The organism is Desulfofundulus thermocisternus DSM 10259 (assembly GCF_000686645.1).
In the GTDB taxonomy this organism is placed as follows: Bacteria; Bacillota; Desulfotomaculia; order Desulfotomaculales; family Desulfovirgulaceae; genus Desulfofundulus; species Desulfofundulus australicus.
This window is the reverse complement of sequence record NZ_JMLG01000036.1, coordinates 1-16,082: the sequence shown is the minus strand read 5'-3', so window position 1 is coordinate 16,082 and position 16,082 is coordinate 1. Positions and strand designations below refer to the sequence as shown.

At 55.0% G+C, this 16,082-nt stretch carries 15 protein-coding genes; 9 read left to right on the top strand and 6 right to left on the bottom strand.

Going from position 1 to position 16,082, the window contains the following annotated elements; all coding sequences use genetic code 11:
- The first annotated feature begins 15 nt into the window (after positions 1–15).
- The 5 genes from BR83_RS0113585 to BR83_RS0113565 all read left to right on the top strand — a co-directional run bounded on the left by BR83_RS0113585 (position 16) and on the right by BR83_RS0113565 (position 4,841).
- Entirely contained in the window at positions 16–1,161 is a 1,146-nt protein-coding gene (locus BR83_RS0113585; RefSeq protein WP_084327268.1) for an acyl-CoA dehydrogenase, read from the top strand.
- A gap of 32 nt (positions 1,162–1,193) precedes the next feature.
- The gene (cobO, locus tag BR83_RS0113580) at positions 1,194–1,757 is read left to right on the top strand and encodes a cob(I)yrinic acid a,c-diamide adenosyltransferase (protein ID WP_259502223.1); all 564 of its coding nucleotides are present in this window, start codon (positions 1,194–1,196) and stop codon (positions 1,755–1,757) included.
- 12 nt (positions 1,758–1,769) lie between these two features.
- Complete coding sequence (gene meaB / locus BR83_RS0113575; protein ID WP_027357521.1) at positions 1,770–2,714, top strand: methylmalonyl Co-A mutase-associated GTPase MeaB; 945 nt, start codon at positions 1,770–1,772, stop codon at positions 2,712–2,714.
- 62 nt (positions 2,715–2,776) lie between these two features.
- Positions 2,777–4,375 carry an acyl-CoA mutase large subunit family protein gene (locus tag BR83_RS0113570; RefSeq protein ID WP_375167439.1) on the top strand — a complete coding sequence of 533 codons (1,599 nt, stop codon included), beginning with the start codon at positions 2,777–2,779 and terminating at the stop codon, positions 4,373–4,375.
- A 67-nt stretch (positions 4,376–4,442) separates the two neighbouring features.
- Positions 4,443–4,841, top strand: a complete 399-nt coding sequence (locus BR83_RS0113565) for a cobalamin B12-binding domain-containing protein (protein WP_027357519.1) — start codon at positions 4,443–4,445, stop codon at positions 4,839–4,841.
- A gap of 295 nt (positions 4,842–5,136) precedes the next feature.
- On the opposite strand, the gene BR83_RS0113560 is transcribed toward BR83_RS0113565, so the two are convergent.
- Positions 5,137–6,738, bottom strand: coding sequence for an ASKHA domain-containing protein (locus BR83_RS0113560; protein WP_027357518.1), 1,602 nt, complete (start codon positions 6,736–6,738; stop codon positions 5,137–5,139).
- 186 nt (positions 6,739–6,924) lie between these two features.
- Between BR83_RS0113560 and BR83_RS16070 the strand changes: the two genes are divergently transcribed.
- Entirely contained in the window at positions 6,925–7,314 is a 390-nt protein-coding gene (locus BR83_RS16070; RefSeq protein ID WP_051618263.1) for a YckD family protein, read from the top strand.
- Positions 7,315–7,436: 122 nt separating this feature from the next.
- Here BR83_RS16070 and BR83_RS0113545 read toward each other — a convergent pair whose 3' ends face one another.
- Both BR83_RS0113545 and BR83_RS0113540 read right to left on the bottom strand, forming a co-directional pair.
- The gene (locus BR83_RS0113545) at positions 7,437–9,032 is read right to left on the bottom strand and encodes a sensor histidine kinase (RefSeq protein ID WP_027357517.1); all 1,596 of its coding nucleotides are present in this window, start codon (positions 9,030–9,032) and stop codon (positions 7,437–7,439) included.
- Positions 9,029–9,715 carry a response regulator transcription factor gene (locus BR83_RS0113540; RefSeq protein ID WP_027357516.1) on the bottom strand — a complete coding sequence of 229 codons (687 nt, stop codon included), beginning with the start codon at positions 9,713–9,715 and terminating at the stop codon, positions 9,029–9,031. Before BR83_RS0113540 ends, BR83_RS0113545 begins: the two co-directional genes overlap by 4 nt.
- A 195-nt stretch (positions 9,716–9,910) precedes the next feature.
- Here BR83_RS0113540 and BR83_RS0113535 point away from each other — a divergent pair, with 195 nt between their 5' ends.
- Positions 9,911–10,780 (top strand): hypothetical protein, encoded by an 870-nt coding sequence (locus tag BR83_RS0113535; RefSeq protein WP_027357515.1) that lies wholly within the window; start codon positions 9,911–9,913, stop codon positions 10,778–10,780.
- 336 nt (positions 10,781–11,116) lie between these two features.
- Here BR83_RS0113535 and BR83_RS0113530 read toward each other — a convergent pair whose 3' ends face one another.
- Positions 11,117–12,517 carry a phage-shock protein gene (locus BR83_RS0113530; RefSeq protein ID WP_027357514.1) on the bottom strand — a complete coding sequence of 467 codons (1,401 nt, stop codon included), beginning with the start codon at positions 12,515–12,517 and terminating at the stop codon, positions 11,117–11,119.
- A gap of 331 nt (positions 12,518–12,848) precedes the next feature.
- Between BR83_RS0113530 and BR83_RS0113525 the strand changes: the two genes are divergently transcribed.
- Positions 12,849–13,502, top strand: coding sequence for a GNAT family N-acetyltransferase (locus BR83_RS0113525; RefSeq protein WP_034635543.1), 654 nt, complete (start codon positions 12,849–12,851; stop codon positions 13,500–13,502).
- Positions 13,503–13,543: 41 nt separating this feature from the next.
- On the opposite strand, the gene guaB is transcribed toward BR83_RS0113525, so the two are convergent.
- The gene (gene guaB, locus BR83_RS0113520) at positions 13,544–15,001 is read right to left on the bottom strand and encodes an IMP dehydrogenase (RefSeq protein WP_027357512.1); all 1,458 of its coding nucleotides are present in this window, start codon (positions 14,999–15,001) and stop codon (positions 13,544–13,546) included.
- A 209-nt stretch (positions 15,002–15,210) separates the two neighbouring features.
- On the opposite strand from guaB, the gene BR83_RS17775 reads away from it, so the two are divergent.
- Entirely contained in the window at positions 15,211–15,534 is a 324-nt protein-coding gene (locus BR83_RS17775; protein ID WP_027357511.1) for an alpha/beta-type small acid-soluble spore protein, read from the top strand.
- A 56-nt stretch (positions 15,535–15,590) separates the two neighbouring features.
- Here BR83_RS17775 and BR83_RS0113510 read toward each other — a convergent pair whose 3' ends face one another.
- Positions 15,591–15,815 carry a helix-turn-helix domain-containing protein gene (locus BR83_RS0113510; RefSeq protein WP_027357510.1) on the bottom strand — a complete coding sequence of 75 codons (225 nt, stop codon included), beginning with the start codon at positions 15,813–15,815 and terminating at the stop codon, positions 15,591–15,593.
- Positions 15,816–16,082: the final 267 nt, after the last annotated feature.

Here is a 16,082-nt window from a genome sequence, read left to right as displayed (position 1 = left end):
AGGAGCTGAACGGAAATGACCCTGGACTTCGACCTCACCGAAGAACAACTGATGGTTCGCGACACCGTGCGCAAGCTGGCCCAGAATGAATTCGCCCCCCGGGCGGCGGAAATCGACAGGGAACACCGCTTCCCCCGGGAGAACCTGAAGAAGCTGGCCGAGCTGGGCTTGATGGGCATCCCCATTCCGGAAGAATACGGCGGGGCCGGGTGCGACTTTCTCACCTACATCATGGCCATTGAAGAAATCTCCCGGGCCTGCGCCTCCACCGGCGTGATCCTGGCGGTGCACACCTCCCTGGGATGCTTCTCGCTGCTCTACCACGGCACGGAAGAGCAGAAGCGGAAGTACCTGACCAGGCTGGCCACCGGCGAGTGGCTGGGAGCCTTCGCCCTCACCGAGTCCAACGCCGGTTCGGACCCCTCCAACCTGTCCACCAGCGCCCGGCTGGAAGGGGATTACTACATCGTCAACGGCAGCAAGATCTTCATCACCAGCGGCGGGGAAGCCGACCTCTACGTTACCTTTGTGCGCACCAGCCCGGGCAGGGGGCACAAGGGGATCACCTGCCTGCTGGTGGAAAAGGACACCCCTGGCTTCTACGTTGGCAAGGTGGAAGAAAAGATGGGGCTCAACGGTTCCCGGACCGCGGAACTGATCTTTGAGAACGCCCGGGTGCCGCGGGAGAACGTGCTGGGCCAGGAAGGGGAAGGCTTCAAGGTGGCTATGGCCCTTTTGGACGGTGGGCGCATTGGTATCGGCGCCCAGGGGCTGGGCATTGCCCAGGCGGCCTTTGACGTGGCCCTGGAGTACGCCAGGCAGCGGGTGCAGTTCGGCCGGCCCATAGCGGAGTTCCAGGCCATCCAGTTCATGCTGGCCGACATGGCCACCCGCATCGATGCCGCCCGGCTGCTGGTTTACCGGGCCGCCCGGCTCAAAGACAAAGGGCTGCCCCTTTCCAGGGAAGCTTCCATGGCCAAGATGTACGCCACGGATACGGCCATGTTCGTCACCACCAACGCGGTGCAGATCCTGGGCGGCTACGGCTACTGCAAGGAATACCCCGTGGAGCGGTACATGCGGGACGCCAAGATCACCCAGATCTACGAAGGCACCAACCAGATCCAGCGGCTGGTCATTGCCAAGAACCTGCTGAAATAAAAACCGCAACCGCTGCGGCAAGATATTTTTTAATAGAGAAAGAGAGGAGTAAGACCATGAGCCACCGGCGACTGGAGAAAGGATTTGTACATGTATACACCGGCAACGGCAAGGGCAAGACCACCGCTGCCCTGGGGCTGGCCCTCCGGGCCATCGGCCACGGTTACCGGGTATATATGCTTCAATTCATGAAAGGGAGCAAGGAGTATGGCGAGATTAAAGCAGCTGAAAAGTATTTACCCGATCTGACCATTGTGCAGTCAGGTCTGGAAACTTTCGTGGACAAGGAAAACCCTTCCCCCGAAGACATTGCCCTGGCCCGGCAGGGCCTGGATAAAGCGCGCAAGGTAATCATGGAAGGCAATTATGACCTGGTTATCCTGGATGAAATCAACGTAGCCGTTGATTTTGATCTGGTTCCCCTGGAGGCAGTCCTGGATTTGATCAGAAATAAACCACCCCACGTGGAACTGGTTCTTACCGGCCGTTATGCCCACCCCAAAATTATCAAGGCCGCCGATGTGGTAACCGAAATGCAGCTGATCAACCATCCCTATTATGACGGCGTTGATGCCAGGAAGGGTATTGAGTACTAGGGAGGGGAGCCCATGAACAATCTCGTGGAAAAAATGCTCCAGGGTGACCGGCGCAGTACGGCCAGGATAATTACTTTAATTGAAAATGATGCTCCGGAAAAAAGGGAAATTTTAAAGCAAATATATCCCTACACCGGCCGGGCCCATGTGGTGGGTATTACCGGATCTCCGGGAGCGGGTAAGAGTTCGCTGGTCGATGAACTGACCAGGGAGATCCGCGGTGAGGGTCTGAAGGTGGGCATAATTGCGGTAGATCCCACCAGCCCCTTTTCAGGGGGGGCCCTCCTCGGCGACCGCATCAGGATGCAGGAACACGCCACCGACCGGGGAGTGTTCATCCGCAGCATGGGTACCCGGGGCAACCTGGGCGGCCTGGCTGAAGCTACGCGGGATGCCATCAGGGTACTGGACGCTTTCGGGTGTGAAGTTATCCTGGTGGAAACGGTGGGGGTCGGCCAGTCGGAGCTGGATATCATGCACCACGCGGATACAACCCTGGTTGTCCTTACCCCCCAGGCGGGGGATCATATTCAGACCATAAAAGCCGGAATAATGGAAATTGCCGATATATTCGTAATCAACAAGGCCGATCTCGATGGTACGGGTAAAATGGTCACCGATATCGAAGCCATGCTGGACATGAGCACCCCGGCCAGCGGCTGGCGCCCTCCGGTTCTCACCACCATTGCCCTTGATCACCGGGGCATCCCGGAGTTGTGGGCTACCATTAAGGAGCACAGGGCCTGGCGTAAGGATAACAGGGTTGAAACCACTAAGGAAAAGGTGCGCCGGGAACTGGCGGAAATTATTCAGCACCAGCTCACACACCTGATTAACCGGGATCTGGACAGGCACTACCAGAACCTGATCGAAAGGGTGGCTGCACGCCAGCTGGATCCGTACTCGGCGGCCATGGAAGTCATTAAAAAGTCCTGGAAAGGAGGATTAATGCAATGAATAACGGTGAAACCAGAGGAATCAGGGAAGGCCTGGAGAAATGGCGGGAAAAACGGGAGCAGATGAAGGACCGGGACTTCCTGTTTGAAACCGTGTCCGGTATGGAGGTTAAGGATCTGTATACCCCCCTGGACATCGAAAATCTTGACTACCAACGGGACCTGGGATTCCCCGGGGAATATCCCTTTACCAGAGGAGTTTACAGGAATATGTACCGGGGCCGGCTCTGGACCATGCGCCAGTTTGCCGGGTTTGCCACGGCTAAAGAATCCAACAAACGCTACAAGTACCTGCTGGAGAAGGGGCAGACGGGGTTAAGCGTGGCCTTTGATATGCCCACCATCATGGGTTACGACAGCGACCATCCCCGGGCACTGGGCGAAGTAGGCCGGGTGGGTGTGGCCATCGACTCCCTCCAGGATATGGAGACCCTTTTTGAAGGCATCCCCCTGGATAAAGTGAGCACCTCCATGACCATCAATGCACCGGCTGCCGTTATCTGGTGTATGTATATTGCCACCGGCGAAAAACAGGGCGTACGGCCGGAACAGCTCACCGGAACCATCCAGAATGACATTCTCAAAGAATACATCGCACAGAAATCCTGGATTTTCCCGCCGGAGCCTTCCATGCGCCTGATCACCGATATATTTGCCTACGCCAGCCGTCACGTACCCAAGTGGAATACCATCAGCATCAGTGGCTACCATATCCGGGAAGCCGGTTCTACTGCGGTACAGGAACTGGCCTTCACCCTGGCCAACGGCTTTGCCTACGTGGAAGCAGGCATCAAAGCCGGGCTGAATGTGGATGAATTTGCTCCCCGCCTTTCCTTCTTCTTTAACGCCCATATCGACTTTTTTGAGGAGATTGCCAAGTACCGGGCCGCCCGCCGTATCTGGGCACGCCGCATGAGGGAAAAATACGGCGCCAAGGACCCGCGCTCCTGGCTATTGCGCTTCCATACCCAGACAGCCGGTTGCAGCCTGACTGCCCAGCAGCCGGAGAACAATATTGTACGCACCGCCTATGAAGCCCTGGCCGCCGTCCTGGGCGGTACCCAATCCCTGCACACCAACTCCATGGACGAAGTGCTGGCCCTGCCCACGGAAAAGGCGGTTCAGATTGCTTTGCGTACCCAGCAGATCCTGGCCTACGAAACGGGAGTGGCCAACGTAATTGACCCCCTGGCCGGCTCCTATTACGTGGAGGCCCTGACCAACAAGATGGAAGAAGAAGCGGAAAAATATTTTGAAGAAATTGAAAAGCGTGGCGGTGTGCTGGCCTGCATTGAACAGAATTTCTTCCAGCAGGAGATTGCCGACGCCGCTTACCGTTACCAGCGGGCCCTGGACAGCAAGCAGCGGATTCTGGTGGGAGTCAATGAATTTGTTAACCCTGATGAAAAGCTGGAAATCGAAATCCTGAAAATCGACCCCAGGATTGAGCAGGAACAGGTTGCCCGGCTGCAAAAGCTGCGCCGGGAGCGTGACAACATCCGGGTCAGGGAAACCCTGGATGCCCTGCGCCGGGCCTGTGAGGGAACGGAGAACGTCATTCCTTACATCCTGGACTGCGTGCGGGCTTATGCCACCGAAGGTGAAATAATCCAGGTCATGCGGGAAGTGTTCGGAGAGTACAAAGAGAAGCCAACTTTCTAAAAGGAAACCGCGAAAACCTTACCTTTGGATTTTACTGACTACCTGACTGGTTAGGAGGGAAAAAATAATGGCCAGAAAGATCAGAGTTCTCATTGCCAAACCGGGCCTCGACGGCCATGACCGCGGGGCCCGGGTTATCGCCCGGGCACTGCGTGATGCCGGTATGGAGGTAATCTATACCGGCCTGCACCAGACTCCGGAGCAAATAGTGGAGGCCGCCATTCAGGAAGATGTGGATGTGGTTGGCTTGAGCATTCTCTCCGGGGCCCACATGACCCTTATTCCCCGGGTAACGCAACTGCTCAGGGAAAACGGTGCCGATGACATCCTGGTCATCGGGGGAGGTACCATACCCGAGGATGATATTAAGGCCCTCAAGGAGGGCGGCTGGGTTAAAGAGCTGTTCACTCCCGGCACCCCTCTGGAAGCCATCGTCGAGTGGATCCAGGCCAACGTAAAAGTTTGATTTAGCCCTGTAAGCGCTGGATAAGCAAGGGGGAACCACGTTGCAGGGTTCCCCCTTCTCCATGCCCGCTAACACCCGCAGCCACTGCTGCCCTGCGGTGCCGGAATGTCCTTTTTGACAATCTCCTCCAGGCATCTGAGAGCGTAATCCACCTCTTCCGGACGGTTGAAGTACTATGCGCTCGAGATTACGGATATTGAACAGGGCAGCCAGCTCTCTCCTGGTTTCGTCCACCAGCCGGTTGGCTTCCAGGGACAGGCGGTGCCCCGCCCGGCAGGTATGCCGGGCCATACTTTTAGCTTTCCCCGTCCCCCACCAGCCCCCGCTCAACAAGCTTTGCCTTTACCGTGGGGTAATAGTCCAGGTTGGTATGGGGTAAAAATTTGCTCCCGATAAATTTGTTCATAAAAACCTGGTTGGCGTTCAGCTCGAAGTAGGTTATATTACGGGCGATGGCCTCAGCTTCCTCGCGCTTCCGGTTGGAGAGTAAAACCAGCCGGGCTCCTTCTCCCGAAGCGTTACCCAGGCGAATCATTTTCTCCCGGGGCAAATCGGGATAAAGGCCGATGGTGATGGCCGATTCCAGATGCAGGTACTGGCCGAAGGCACCGGCGGCATAAAAGCGGTCGATGTCGGAAAGCTCGCAACCCACACTCTCCAGCAACAGCTCCAGGGCGGCATTAACCGCCCCCTTGGTACGCATGAGGTTGTTAATATCCACCTGGGTCACCACAATGTCCCTGCCGGTGGCAGATTCCGCCGCAGGTACCACCACGAATTCCCGCCGCCCATCCCTGAAACGACCGGCCCGGTCGACAATACCGGCCAGCAGCAGCTCCGCCAGGCAGTCCACCAGCCCGGAGCCACAGATGCCTGCAGGAGGCGCGCCGCCAATGGTTGTGTAGCGGACCCTGCCGGTACCGGGATCTATGGAAATGCTGTCTATGGCTCCCGGTTCAGCACGCATACCGCACTCCGCCACACCGCCCTCCAGGGCCGGCCCGGCAGCCCCGGCACAACCCACCAGCCAGTCCCGGTTACCCATGATAATTTCCCCATTGGTGCCGATGTCAACAAACAGGGCCAGTTCCGGCTGGCGGTGTAAACCACTGGCCAGCACACCCGCCACTACGTCCCCGCCCACATAGCTGCCCACAGAGGGAAGGCAGTAAACGGGCGCCAGGGGGTTGATTTTCAGGCCCAGCTGCCCGGCAGGAATGAAGCCCGGATTATTTACCACCGGTATATAGGGGGCCATGCAGATACGGGAGGGATCCAGCCCCAAAAACAGGTGGACCATGGTGCTGTTGGCCCCTACAGCAACAGCGCTGATTTCGCGCCCGGCCAGCCCATGCTCGCCGGCCACCCGGCTGATCAGGCCATTTAAAGTATCGAGAACGGCCCGCTGTAACTGCTCCAGCCCCCCGGGCGTACCCGCCAGATAGATGCGGGTGAGGATATCCTCGCCCAGGGCAACCTGCCCGTTATAACCCGCCGCTTTACCCAGAATCTGCCCGTTATGCATGTCCACCAGGTAAACCACCACGGTGGTGGTGCCGATATCCACGGCCAGGCCATAATGACGCCTTACTGTATTCCCCGGCTCCACATCCACCAGGCTCCACACTCCCGGTGCTACCATCCCCACCGTAACCGTGACCCGCCAGCAGGCATCCCTTAAAACACCTGGAATACGGCGCATGAGCTCCAGGGGTACAGTCACCGGTCCCAGCAATTTCTCCACAGCCGCCGCCAGCCTGTCCACATCGGCCCGGTTATCCTCCAGGGATGGTTCAGAAAGTTCCAGATAGAATTTTCTGGTCATGGGATCTATAGAAATTTTTTCTCGGGAAATGCTATCAGTTAAGATAACCATCCTGTCTTCTTTATCTGCCATTTTGACACCCCGTTTAACCAGCTTGCTGCCAGAATTATAACATAATTCTCCCGGGAAAAATGATTTCTTTTCATAATATCAGTTATCAGCCCCGTAACAAAATTGTAACAGTTTCCCAACCGCTTTGTAATAAATGAAGGGTATAATAACCCCAGACAAGAATTCCAGCTCAGGGAGGTGAATTCCATGAAAAAGAAACTGGTGATCATCCTGGCCACCGTACTGGTCCTGGCCATGGCCGTCCCGGCCCTGGCAGCAACGATATCCGCCACCCTTACCCCGGAGCAGGCCAAGGAGCTAACCGCCCTGCACCAGCAAATAATCGATCTGAAAAAGCAGATGATTGACAAATACGTGGAATACGGCCGGCTGACCCCGGAACAGGGCCAGCAAATTAAGGCCAACCTGGACGCCAGGCAGGAGTTCTTTGCCCAGAATCCCGACAGGTTTGCCGGCTTTGGCCCGGGCAACTGCCCTGGCTTTGGCATGAGGGGCGGCTGGGGAATGGGCCCCGGCTGGGGGATGAGAGGCGGCTGGAACAGCAACCCCAACCCCGCTCCCTCCACAGGCAGTTAAGATAGGTAAGAAGAGGGCAGGTATCTAAAGGGAACCTGCCCTCTTTTCATCCCGCAGGTTATCCGGGGCGGGCAGCGAAACCGCGCCACGGCTATGCAGGACATCTAAAACCGGTACCACTTTCACGCATCCGTCGTCGTATAGGTATCCAGGGTGATGGTAAAGATAGTTCCCCGCCCCGGCTCGCTCTCCACTTTAATTTCCCCGCCATGCAGGTCGATGATCTGTCTGGCAATGGCCAGGCCCAGGCCGCTCCCGCCCCCGGCCCGGCGGCGGGAAGGATCTCCCTTGTAGAACCGCTCCCAGATCAGGGGTATTTCATGGGCCGGAATTCCCGGACCTGTATCCTTTACGGCCACCTCCACCCTGCCGGCTCCCTGCCGGGCCGCAACCTCCACCCGGCCGCCGGCGGGTGTAACCCTCAGGGCATTATCAATCAGGTTATAGAGCACCTGAGCCAGGCGGTCACCGTCACCGCAAACCGGCGGCAAATCATCCGGCAAACGAACCTCCAGGTGTATACCCCTTTCCCCGGCCACGCCGGCAAAACGCTCCACCACCTGGTGAACGAGCGCCCCCATATCCACCGGTTGCTTGCGCAGGGTGATCTGCCCCGACTCCATCCGCCGGAGATCCAGGAGGTCATCCACCAGCCGGCGCAGGCGTAAAATTTCTTCCAGGATGTTTTGCATGTATTCCCGGCGCTGGCCTTCATCCCGGGCCAGGCCGTCCAGGATGGCCTCGGTATAGCCCTGTATGATGGTCAGGGGTGTGCGCAGCTCGTGGGAAACGTTGGCCACAAATTCCCTGCGTGCCGCGTCGATCTTTTGCAAAGCGGATATCTTTTCCTGCAATTCCCGGGAAAGGGTGTTCAGCGACCGGGCCAGGTCCCCTATTTCATCCCGGGAGCGTACCGTCACCTGGCGGGTAAAATCCCCCCGGGCCATGGCCCGGGCTACCCGGTCCATTTCCACCAGGGGCCCGGCCAGGGTGCGGGAGAGGAAAAGACCGAGCAGGGTGGCCATTACCGCCCCCAGGGCCAGGGCATACAGGCTGGACTGCTGCAGGGCTTTGAGGTTTGCGGCCAGGGGGGCCACCGGGGCATGGATAAACAACGCCCCCAGGAATTGATCATCCTTAACCAGGGGGATACCAGCCACCACCACATCGGTATTAAAAAAGGGATTATACTCCCGGCGCACAACCTTTTCCCCGGCCAGTACCCGCCGGATCTGTTCCCGGTCAAAGGGCATCATGGCAGCCAGGCTGCCCTCTTCACCGTAACTGCAGTACGCTCCATTCCCGGCCCCCGGATCAGGTCCGGGATTGAAGGCCTGTCCACTGCCCGACCTGCCGCGGCGCGGTGCCTCCCACCCCTGGTTACCCCTGGACCATGGAGGCCCTCCCATATGGGGCATCATTTTTCCCATCCCCATGGCCTGCCAGTGCTCGACGTAGCCCTGCGGGTCAACCACCATTACGCTGGCGTTCATCAACCTGGCCAGCAGGTCAACCTGCCGGGCGGCCAGGTAGGGATCCTGTTGTTCAACCAGAAGGCCGGCCAGCCTTTCACCCTGCTCCACCAGCCGGCTTACCTGCTGTTCGTAATAAATTTTTTCCAGTATACCGGCCTGGATCAGCGCCGACAGCCCCAGAACCCCTACCACCAGGGCCAGCATGGCCAGCCAGAGTTTCCCGACAATTCCCCGCAGCTTCATCTGTTCACCTCGAACTTATATCCCACACCCCAGACGGTGACAATGCACTGGGGTGCTCCCGGAACCCGGGACAATTTTTCCCGGAGCCTGGTAATGTGGGTATCCACCGTCCGCGCTTCACCAAAGAAATCATAACCCCAGACTTTTTCCAGCAACTGTTCCCGGGTAAAGACACGGCCCGGGGACAGGGCCATTGTGTAGAGGAGGTCATATTCTTTGGGCGTCAGGTTTACCACCTGCCCGTTCACTTCCACCCTGTGGGAAAGGGGGTCGATGGTCAAACCGTCATAAACAAGAACCTGCGGCTCGTTTTTTTCCCCGCCGGATCGGCGCAGGACCGCCTTCACCCGGGCCACCAGTTCCCGGGGGCTGAAAGGTTTAACCACATAATCATCGGCCCCCAGTTCCAGCCCCAGCACCCGGTCAATCTCATCCCCCCGGGCGGTGAGCATAATGATGGGCACCGGGTTATCCCGCTTGCGCATCTCCCGGCATACCGTCCAGCCATCGGTACTGGGCATCATGAGATCAAGAATCACCAGATCAAAATGCTCCCGGGCAAGATAATCCAAAGCAGCGGCTCCATCGGCGGCCTCCACCACCGCAAAACCTTCTCTTTCCAGATACAGACGCACCAGTTCCCTGATCTTGTCCTCATCGTCGGCTACCAGGATTTTTTTCATTGAAATGAAATCCCCCAAAAAAAACAATTTTAATCTCGGGTAATTAACTTTTGCCGGATTTTAAGTTATGTTATAGACACAGGGTTTGGTTTCCCTTTATACTCCAATTATACCATAGGAGCGGGCACCACATTTCAACCAGGGGAAAGCAATTAAACAAAACAAAATAAAACCTCATATAGGAAGTGAGACCCAGTGGAAAGTAAAACAATGCTAATTATGCTGATTAGCCTGACTCTTTTCTGTGTGGTTTTAACGGTACCAACCTTTGCTTCTTTCTCTTCCATCAAGCAGATATTCGACACACCATCGTTCGAAAATGCACCTGAAAAAAATGAAATAGAAGCAGTAATTAAAGAAAAGAACCCGCTTGGTTTCATGGTTCGCAATAAGGATGAGTTAAACCGGGCTGAACTTGCAGAGGTTAATGATCCAACTAACCTGACACTCGGTAGGCCAGTTAAAGTATTTATCCCTAACGAGTCTGTGTTCCAAGCATTAATGAAGAACGATCCCTTGACCAAACTACTTAAGCAGTGCCCATATTCATGGGAATTTCCAGTAATAAACAAAAAAAGCGGCGAGTTTGTTGGCTCATTTAGGGTTGAAAAGATTCAAGGAAAATGGGAGTTTTCCGAATTAGGTGGATACCTTTCTTCACAAACGCTCTCTCTCATCTCCGATAGCTCCCGCTTGGCAGATTTCATGGGCAAAGCAGGGGTATATGCCATTGAAGATTATGCATTTTTCACGGTTATGCCTTTACATACCACCTTTTTATTAGTTGTGAAAGAAGGTGAAGAGTATCTCGTACCGTTTATTCATGGAGACTGGAAGGAAGCACACGGCTTAAGGAGTGGAGAAATTTATTCACGGGACAAGGTGGTATCAACCGTAGGCCCTGTCTTACAACAATTCCGCGAGAATCCGAACTCTTTAGCAGGTTATCCAAATAAAACCGATAATAAGAACATTTTTAAGCTTCCCCTAATTGTTTTGTTAATCATCATTTTCGGTGCAGTGATTGGATTCTATGTCTTTCGCCGAAGAATGGGCCAGGTTTGATAGACCCAAAGCTGTATTGGAAGATCACTAGCCAGTAGGGAAGCAGTGTTTGGGAAACCGGACGTCCATTCTCAAGACGCCCGGTCTTTTGTTCTTTATGGAAGGTTAGCTCCATCCACCACTGCACGTTAAATTACCGGGCGGAGCCGTTCGCTGCGTGAGGTTGACCACCCGTACAGTTTATTTTGATCCCGCATCAGGACTATGTAACCAGTACCCGCCTTCTCAAACGTCCGTTCGAACCACGGCACAGGACTGTGGGGTTTTCAGGAGCGGGTTGCTGTAGAACATTCAGGCGTAAAATTGGGGCCCACCCTTCCGGTGCGGCCCCGGGCTTTAAACCGGCTGCCCTGTCGGTCCCCCAAACCAGGAGCAAAAACGGATGACCAGCCTGACCAGGGGATTTTTCAAGCTGCCCTGCAGGCGACGGTACTGTTCCTGGCAGCGCTGCAGTTCCTTCTGGGTAAAACGCAGGGACCTCTGTACCTCTTCCCCTTTTTCCAGCGCCTCTTTCAGGTCGTTGCTTAAAACGCTGATTTCTTCCCGCAGCTGCCTTTCCTCCTGCAGGGCCATTTCCTGAACCCGCTCCAGTTTTTGCCTGAGTTCAACGATTTCCGTCTGCAGCTCCGCCACCCTGGTGGCATGCTGTTCCTTCAGCTCGGCTATCTTACTCTTGTTTTCCCGATCCCGCTCTTTATATTGCTGCAACTTGGTGAACATGGTTTCCAGGCTGGCCTGGTTCTTGGCCAGCATCTGGCGCAGCTGGGCGATCTCCTGCTCGCCGTCCCGGGCCCTTTTCACCCACAGGCGGCATTGATGCAGGATACTGTTGGCCTTGGCTTCCAGCTTGTTGATGTGCTCCCGGTAGCGCATTATTTCCTTCTTGCGCAGGGAAAGGAGCAAATCCTTTTCCGCCATCTGGGTCACCAGGTACTCGTGCTGGGCCACTTCCTCCGCCCGCTGGGCCAGGGCCGCCGCCGCTTCCCGGTAGGCGGCATTGACCTCCTGCAGTTGCTGTTCCAGCGTGCTGATCTTCCTGCGCCAGCGCTCCCGGTCCCGGTGCCAGCGTTCCTTCTGGCGGTTCAAAGCAGCCAGGTAGCGTTTCGTCAGGGCCTCGTAGGCCGATTGTACACCGGGATTATAGGTCCACACCCCTTCCCCCACCAGCTCGAAATAAGGAAACTTCCGGAGCACCCCTTCGACGGCAGCTACCGTGGTCTGGCGCCAGGCATTGACCACTTCATAAACCTGCTGCAGGCTCAAACCCTGGGGATGGGTTTTCAGGGCCTTGATGACCAGGTGTTTCAGGGCGTACTGCCCGGCCTCCACCTCCCACTCGGTCAACCCCCAGCAACCGTTGTCCAGCTGAATAAAACGCCCATCGGAAATGAGGCTGGCTTCCTCGGCCATAAGATGCCTGTTTTTCTTATTTTTCCCCCAGGTGGCGCCCTTGAGTTCCTTCAAACTCATGGGTTTCTGTCGTTTCAACAGCAGGGCATAAAAAGCATCATTTTCCCGCTTCCCCTCCAGGTCCAGGTGCCAGGCGTTGCGGTTATCCACAAAAAAACAGGGGTGTTGACGCAAACACAGCACGACCTTTTCTTCCACCTGCTGCAAAGTATAATCGCGCATCATCCGCTTGTGCACGTAAGGGGTCAATTCCGCTACGGTTAGAGATTCAAAGAAAAATAAAGTCTTTTTTAATACATCGGTCAGGGAATAGAGCTTTCCTTCCATGGCCAGAAATCACCATCCTCCTCATGTCTCATGGAATAATGGATCTATTCCCTGACTTATCTTGTTTCCCCTGCTAATAAATGCCACTTTTTACCACTTTATTCCTGCATAATTCTACAGAAAAAATTATATTGTCAGCCGGATGACATCCGGTTATAATTGGATCAAACGGAGAACGCGCCAGTGGTTAAAAACGCAAGCTGAACGGTATAAATGAGCCCCCGAACGTAACAGGGCTGGATCCTTCACCTGTCGTTTTGTATGGCTGAACGGTTAGATCGGGTTCCCCAATGGTCACTGGCGGCCGGCAGGACATCGGAGGTGATTAATTATGTGCACTGCCTGTGCAGAGGGAATAAACACGCTGCAGGTAGCTATTCCCGGGGGGATAGTTGTTCTGGAAGGCCCTGTGAGCGCCCATTATCTGGATACATTAACCTTCGATGAAAAGTTAAATAATTTCCGGCAGCCGGAAAAACAAAAAGCCGCCCTCAAAGAAATAGCCGAACTGCCCGAAGGCATGGTTTACATTGCCCGCATTGGCACAAAGGTTATCGGTTACGTCACCTTTTTGCCACCCGACCGCTACAGCCGCTGGAGCAAGCACCCCCGGGTGCTGGAGCTGGGGGCCATTGAAGTCAGCCCCGACTGGCGGGAATACAAGCTGGCCCGGAAGCTTTTAAAGCTGGCCTTCTCCAACCCGGTAATGGAAGATTATATTGTTATTACCATAGAATTTTGCTGGCACTGGGATTTACGAAATACGGGGCTGGATGTCTGGCAGTACCAGAAAATGCTGACCAAGCTTTTCGGTTCGGTGGGAATGCAAAAAGAAGCCACCGATGATCCCGATATCCTGGAACACATAGCCAACACGCTCATGGTCCGCTATGGCAAAAGGGTACCACCAAAAGACCTGGAACTGTTTAAGAAAATGCTCTTTATGCACCAGGGCCTTCTCCAATGGCAGGTTCAGCAGCTATAAAAAATTAAAAACCTCTTCCGCCGGAGGAAGAGGTTTATTGTTTATTTCAGGCTGTAGTTGGGTGCTTCTTTGGTAATGACCACGTCGTGGGGGTGACTTTCCCGCAGGCCCGCCGGCGTGATGCGCATGAACCGGGTTTTGGTTTTCAGTTCCTGGATATTCCGGCAACCACAGTAGCCCATACCGGCCCGCAAGCCCCCGATAAGCTGGAAAATGGTTTCCGATAGCGGTCCCCGGTAGGGCACGCGCCCTTCCACTCCCTCGGGTACGAGCTTGGGCTGGTGCTCCTGAAAGTAGCGGTCGCTGCTGCCTTCCTTCATTGCTCCCAGGGAGCCCATTCCCCGGTAGACCTTGTAGCTGCGCCCCTGATAGATTTCGATCTCGCCCGGGCTTTCTTCCGTTCCGGCAAACAGGCTGCCAATCATCACCACGTCTGCCCCGGCGGCAATGGCCTTGGTAATATCCCCGGAATATTTAATCCCGCCATCGGCAATAATGGGCGTATTGTGGGCCATAGCCTCCCGGGCACATTCATAAATAGCCGTGATCTGGGGTACTCCTGCTCCGGCCACCACCCGTGTGGTACAGATGGAACCGGGACCAATGCCCACCTTGACCGCATCGGCACCGGCCCGGATTAAATCCCGCGTTCCTTCTGCAGTGGCCACATTTCCGGCAATTATAGCCACTTCGGGATACTTGCGCTTGAGCCTGGCCACGGTTTCCAGTACTCCCTTGCTGTGACCGTGGGCAGTATCCACCACAATGGCATCCACTCCGGCCCGGACCAGGGCATCCGCCCGTTCTTCCGTATCGGCACTTACCCCCACGGCAGCCGCCACCAGGAGCCGTCCTTTCTTGTCCTTGGCCGATAAGGGATATTGCCGCGCCTTTTCAATATCCTTGATGGTGATGAGACCCCGCAGGTTGAAGTTCTCATCCACAATGGGCAGTTTTTCTACCTTGTGCCGCTGCAGAATCTCCTTAGCCTGCTCCAGGGTTGTCCCCACCGGAGCCGTAACCAGGTTATCCCTGGTCATGACCTCCCCAACCGGTTTGCTGAAATCCCGCTCAAAGCGCAGGTCCCGGTTGGTCAGAATACCTACCAGCTTGCCGTTAACCGTAACCGGGACACCGGAAATACGGTAACGTTCCATTAATAGCAGAGCTTCGCTGATGGGACTCTCCGGGGAAAGATAGATGGGGTCGGAAATAACCCCGTGCTCGGAGCGCTTGACCCGGTCCACTTCCAGAGCCTGCCGTTCAATAGACATATTTTTATGGATTACCCCGATCCCACCTTCCCGGGCTATGGCTATGGCCATGCGGGATTCGGTTACCGTGTCCATGGCAGCGCTCATCAATGGGATATTCAACTTAATATCCCGGGTAAGATAGGTGGTGGTATCCACCTCCCCGGGCAGCACCTCGGATTTTGCCGGGATGAGCAAAACATCATCAAAGGTAAGTCCGAACTTAGCAAATTTTTCCGGATACAGCATTAACCCCTCCCTGCCTCGCTTTTTTATATTCGTCTATTATAGCATAACCCGCACGCTCTGTGCTGAAAGGATTAATAAAAATTTTATTAACATAAATTACCAGGTCCCGGCTTTAATCCGGGACCTCTTTTTTACTTTATTGTCTTTAATTTATGGGGATGACTGCCGGTCAGGTGGAGATAATAAGGGTGAGGAGGTGTTGCCGAATGCCAAATCGTCAAAATAAACTTCTGGTACCGGCAGCCGACTCCCGTCTTGATGCCCTCAAATTTGAAATAGCCAATGAACTGGGATATCCCCTGCACGTGGGGGAGAGTAAAGCCACTCCCCAGAACTGGAACCGCATTTTAGATCAGATGAAATACGAAATTGCTCAAGAACTGGGGCTCACACCGTATATTAAAAACGGCTACTGGGGGGACCTGAGCTCCCGGGCCTGTGGCGCCGTAGGAGGCCGCATCGGAGGCAAGCTGGGCGGTAATATGGTCCGGCAGATGATTTTATTTGCCGAGCAGAACCTGCTGAAGTAAAGTCCCGGGGGAGTGGTGAGATACACCTCTCCCCCTTTTTATGTAAAATTTTACTGTTAATCCTGTCCCATAATGGAACCAAGGCCATACCTTTCAAATCTATCCCGCAGGTGATAAATAAGTTTTTCTGTTACCCCGAATTGTGCGGCCATTTCAGCATCGCTCTTGCCTTCTTTTAAGCCCTCGATAAATTCGTCAAAATCTATACCCACTTCCTCAGTTTTCGTTTTCAGGCTTGGCTCGGTACTCCAGGGAACACGGGAACGGATAAATTCCTCCACAATCATCACTCCCCAAAATATTTTTTTTATTTTGTTCCGGAGTTATGTGTTATTATTACCGTTCCCCTTATTTTTTTAAAAATAAATCGCCGGCACAGCATTCTGTGGCCGGCGATTCGGCTTGTAAACAAATTATTCCGGGATGTGCCCTGGTTTTAGTCGTCGCTCCCGGTCGTATCGCTGGCCGGGCCCAAAAGGCCCCGGCTCCGGTCTTCGGCGGGTACCGGCCACATTCACACATCCTGTGTTCAGGTGGCCTCCGCGGAC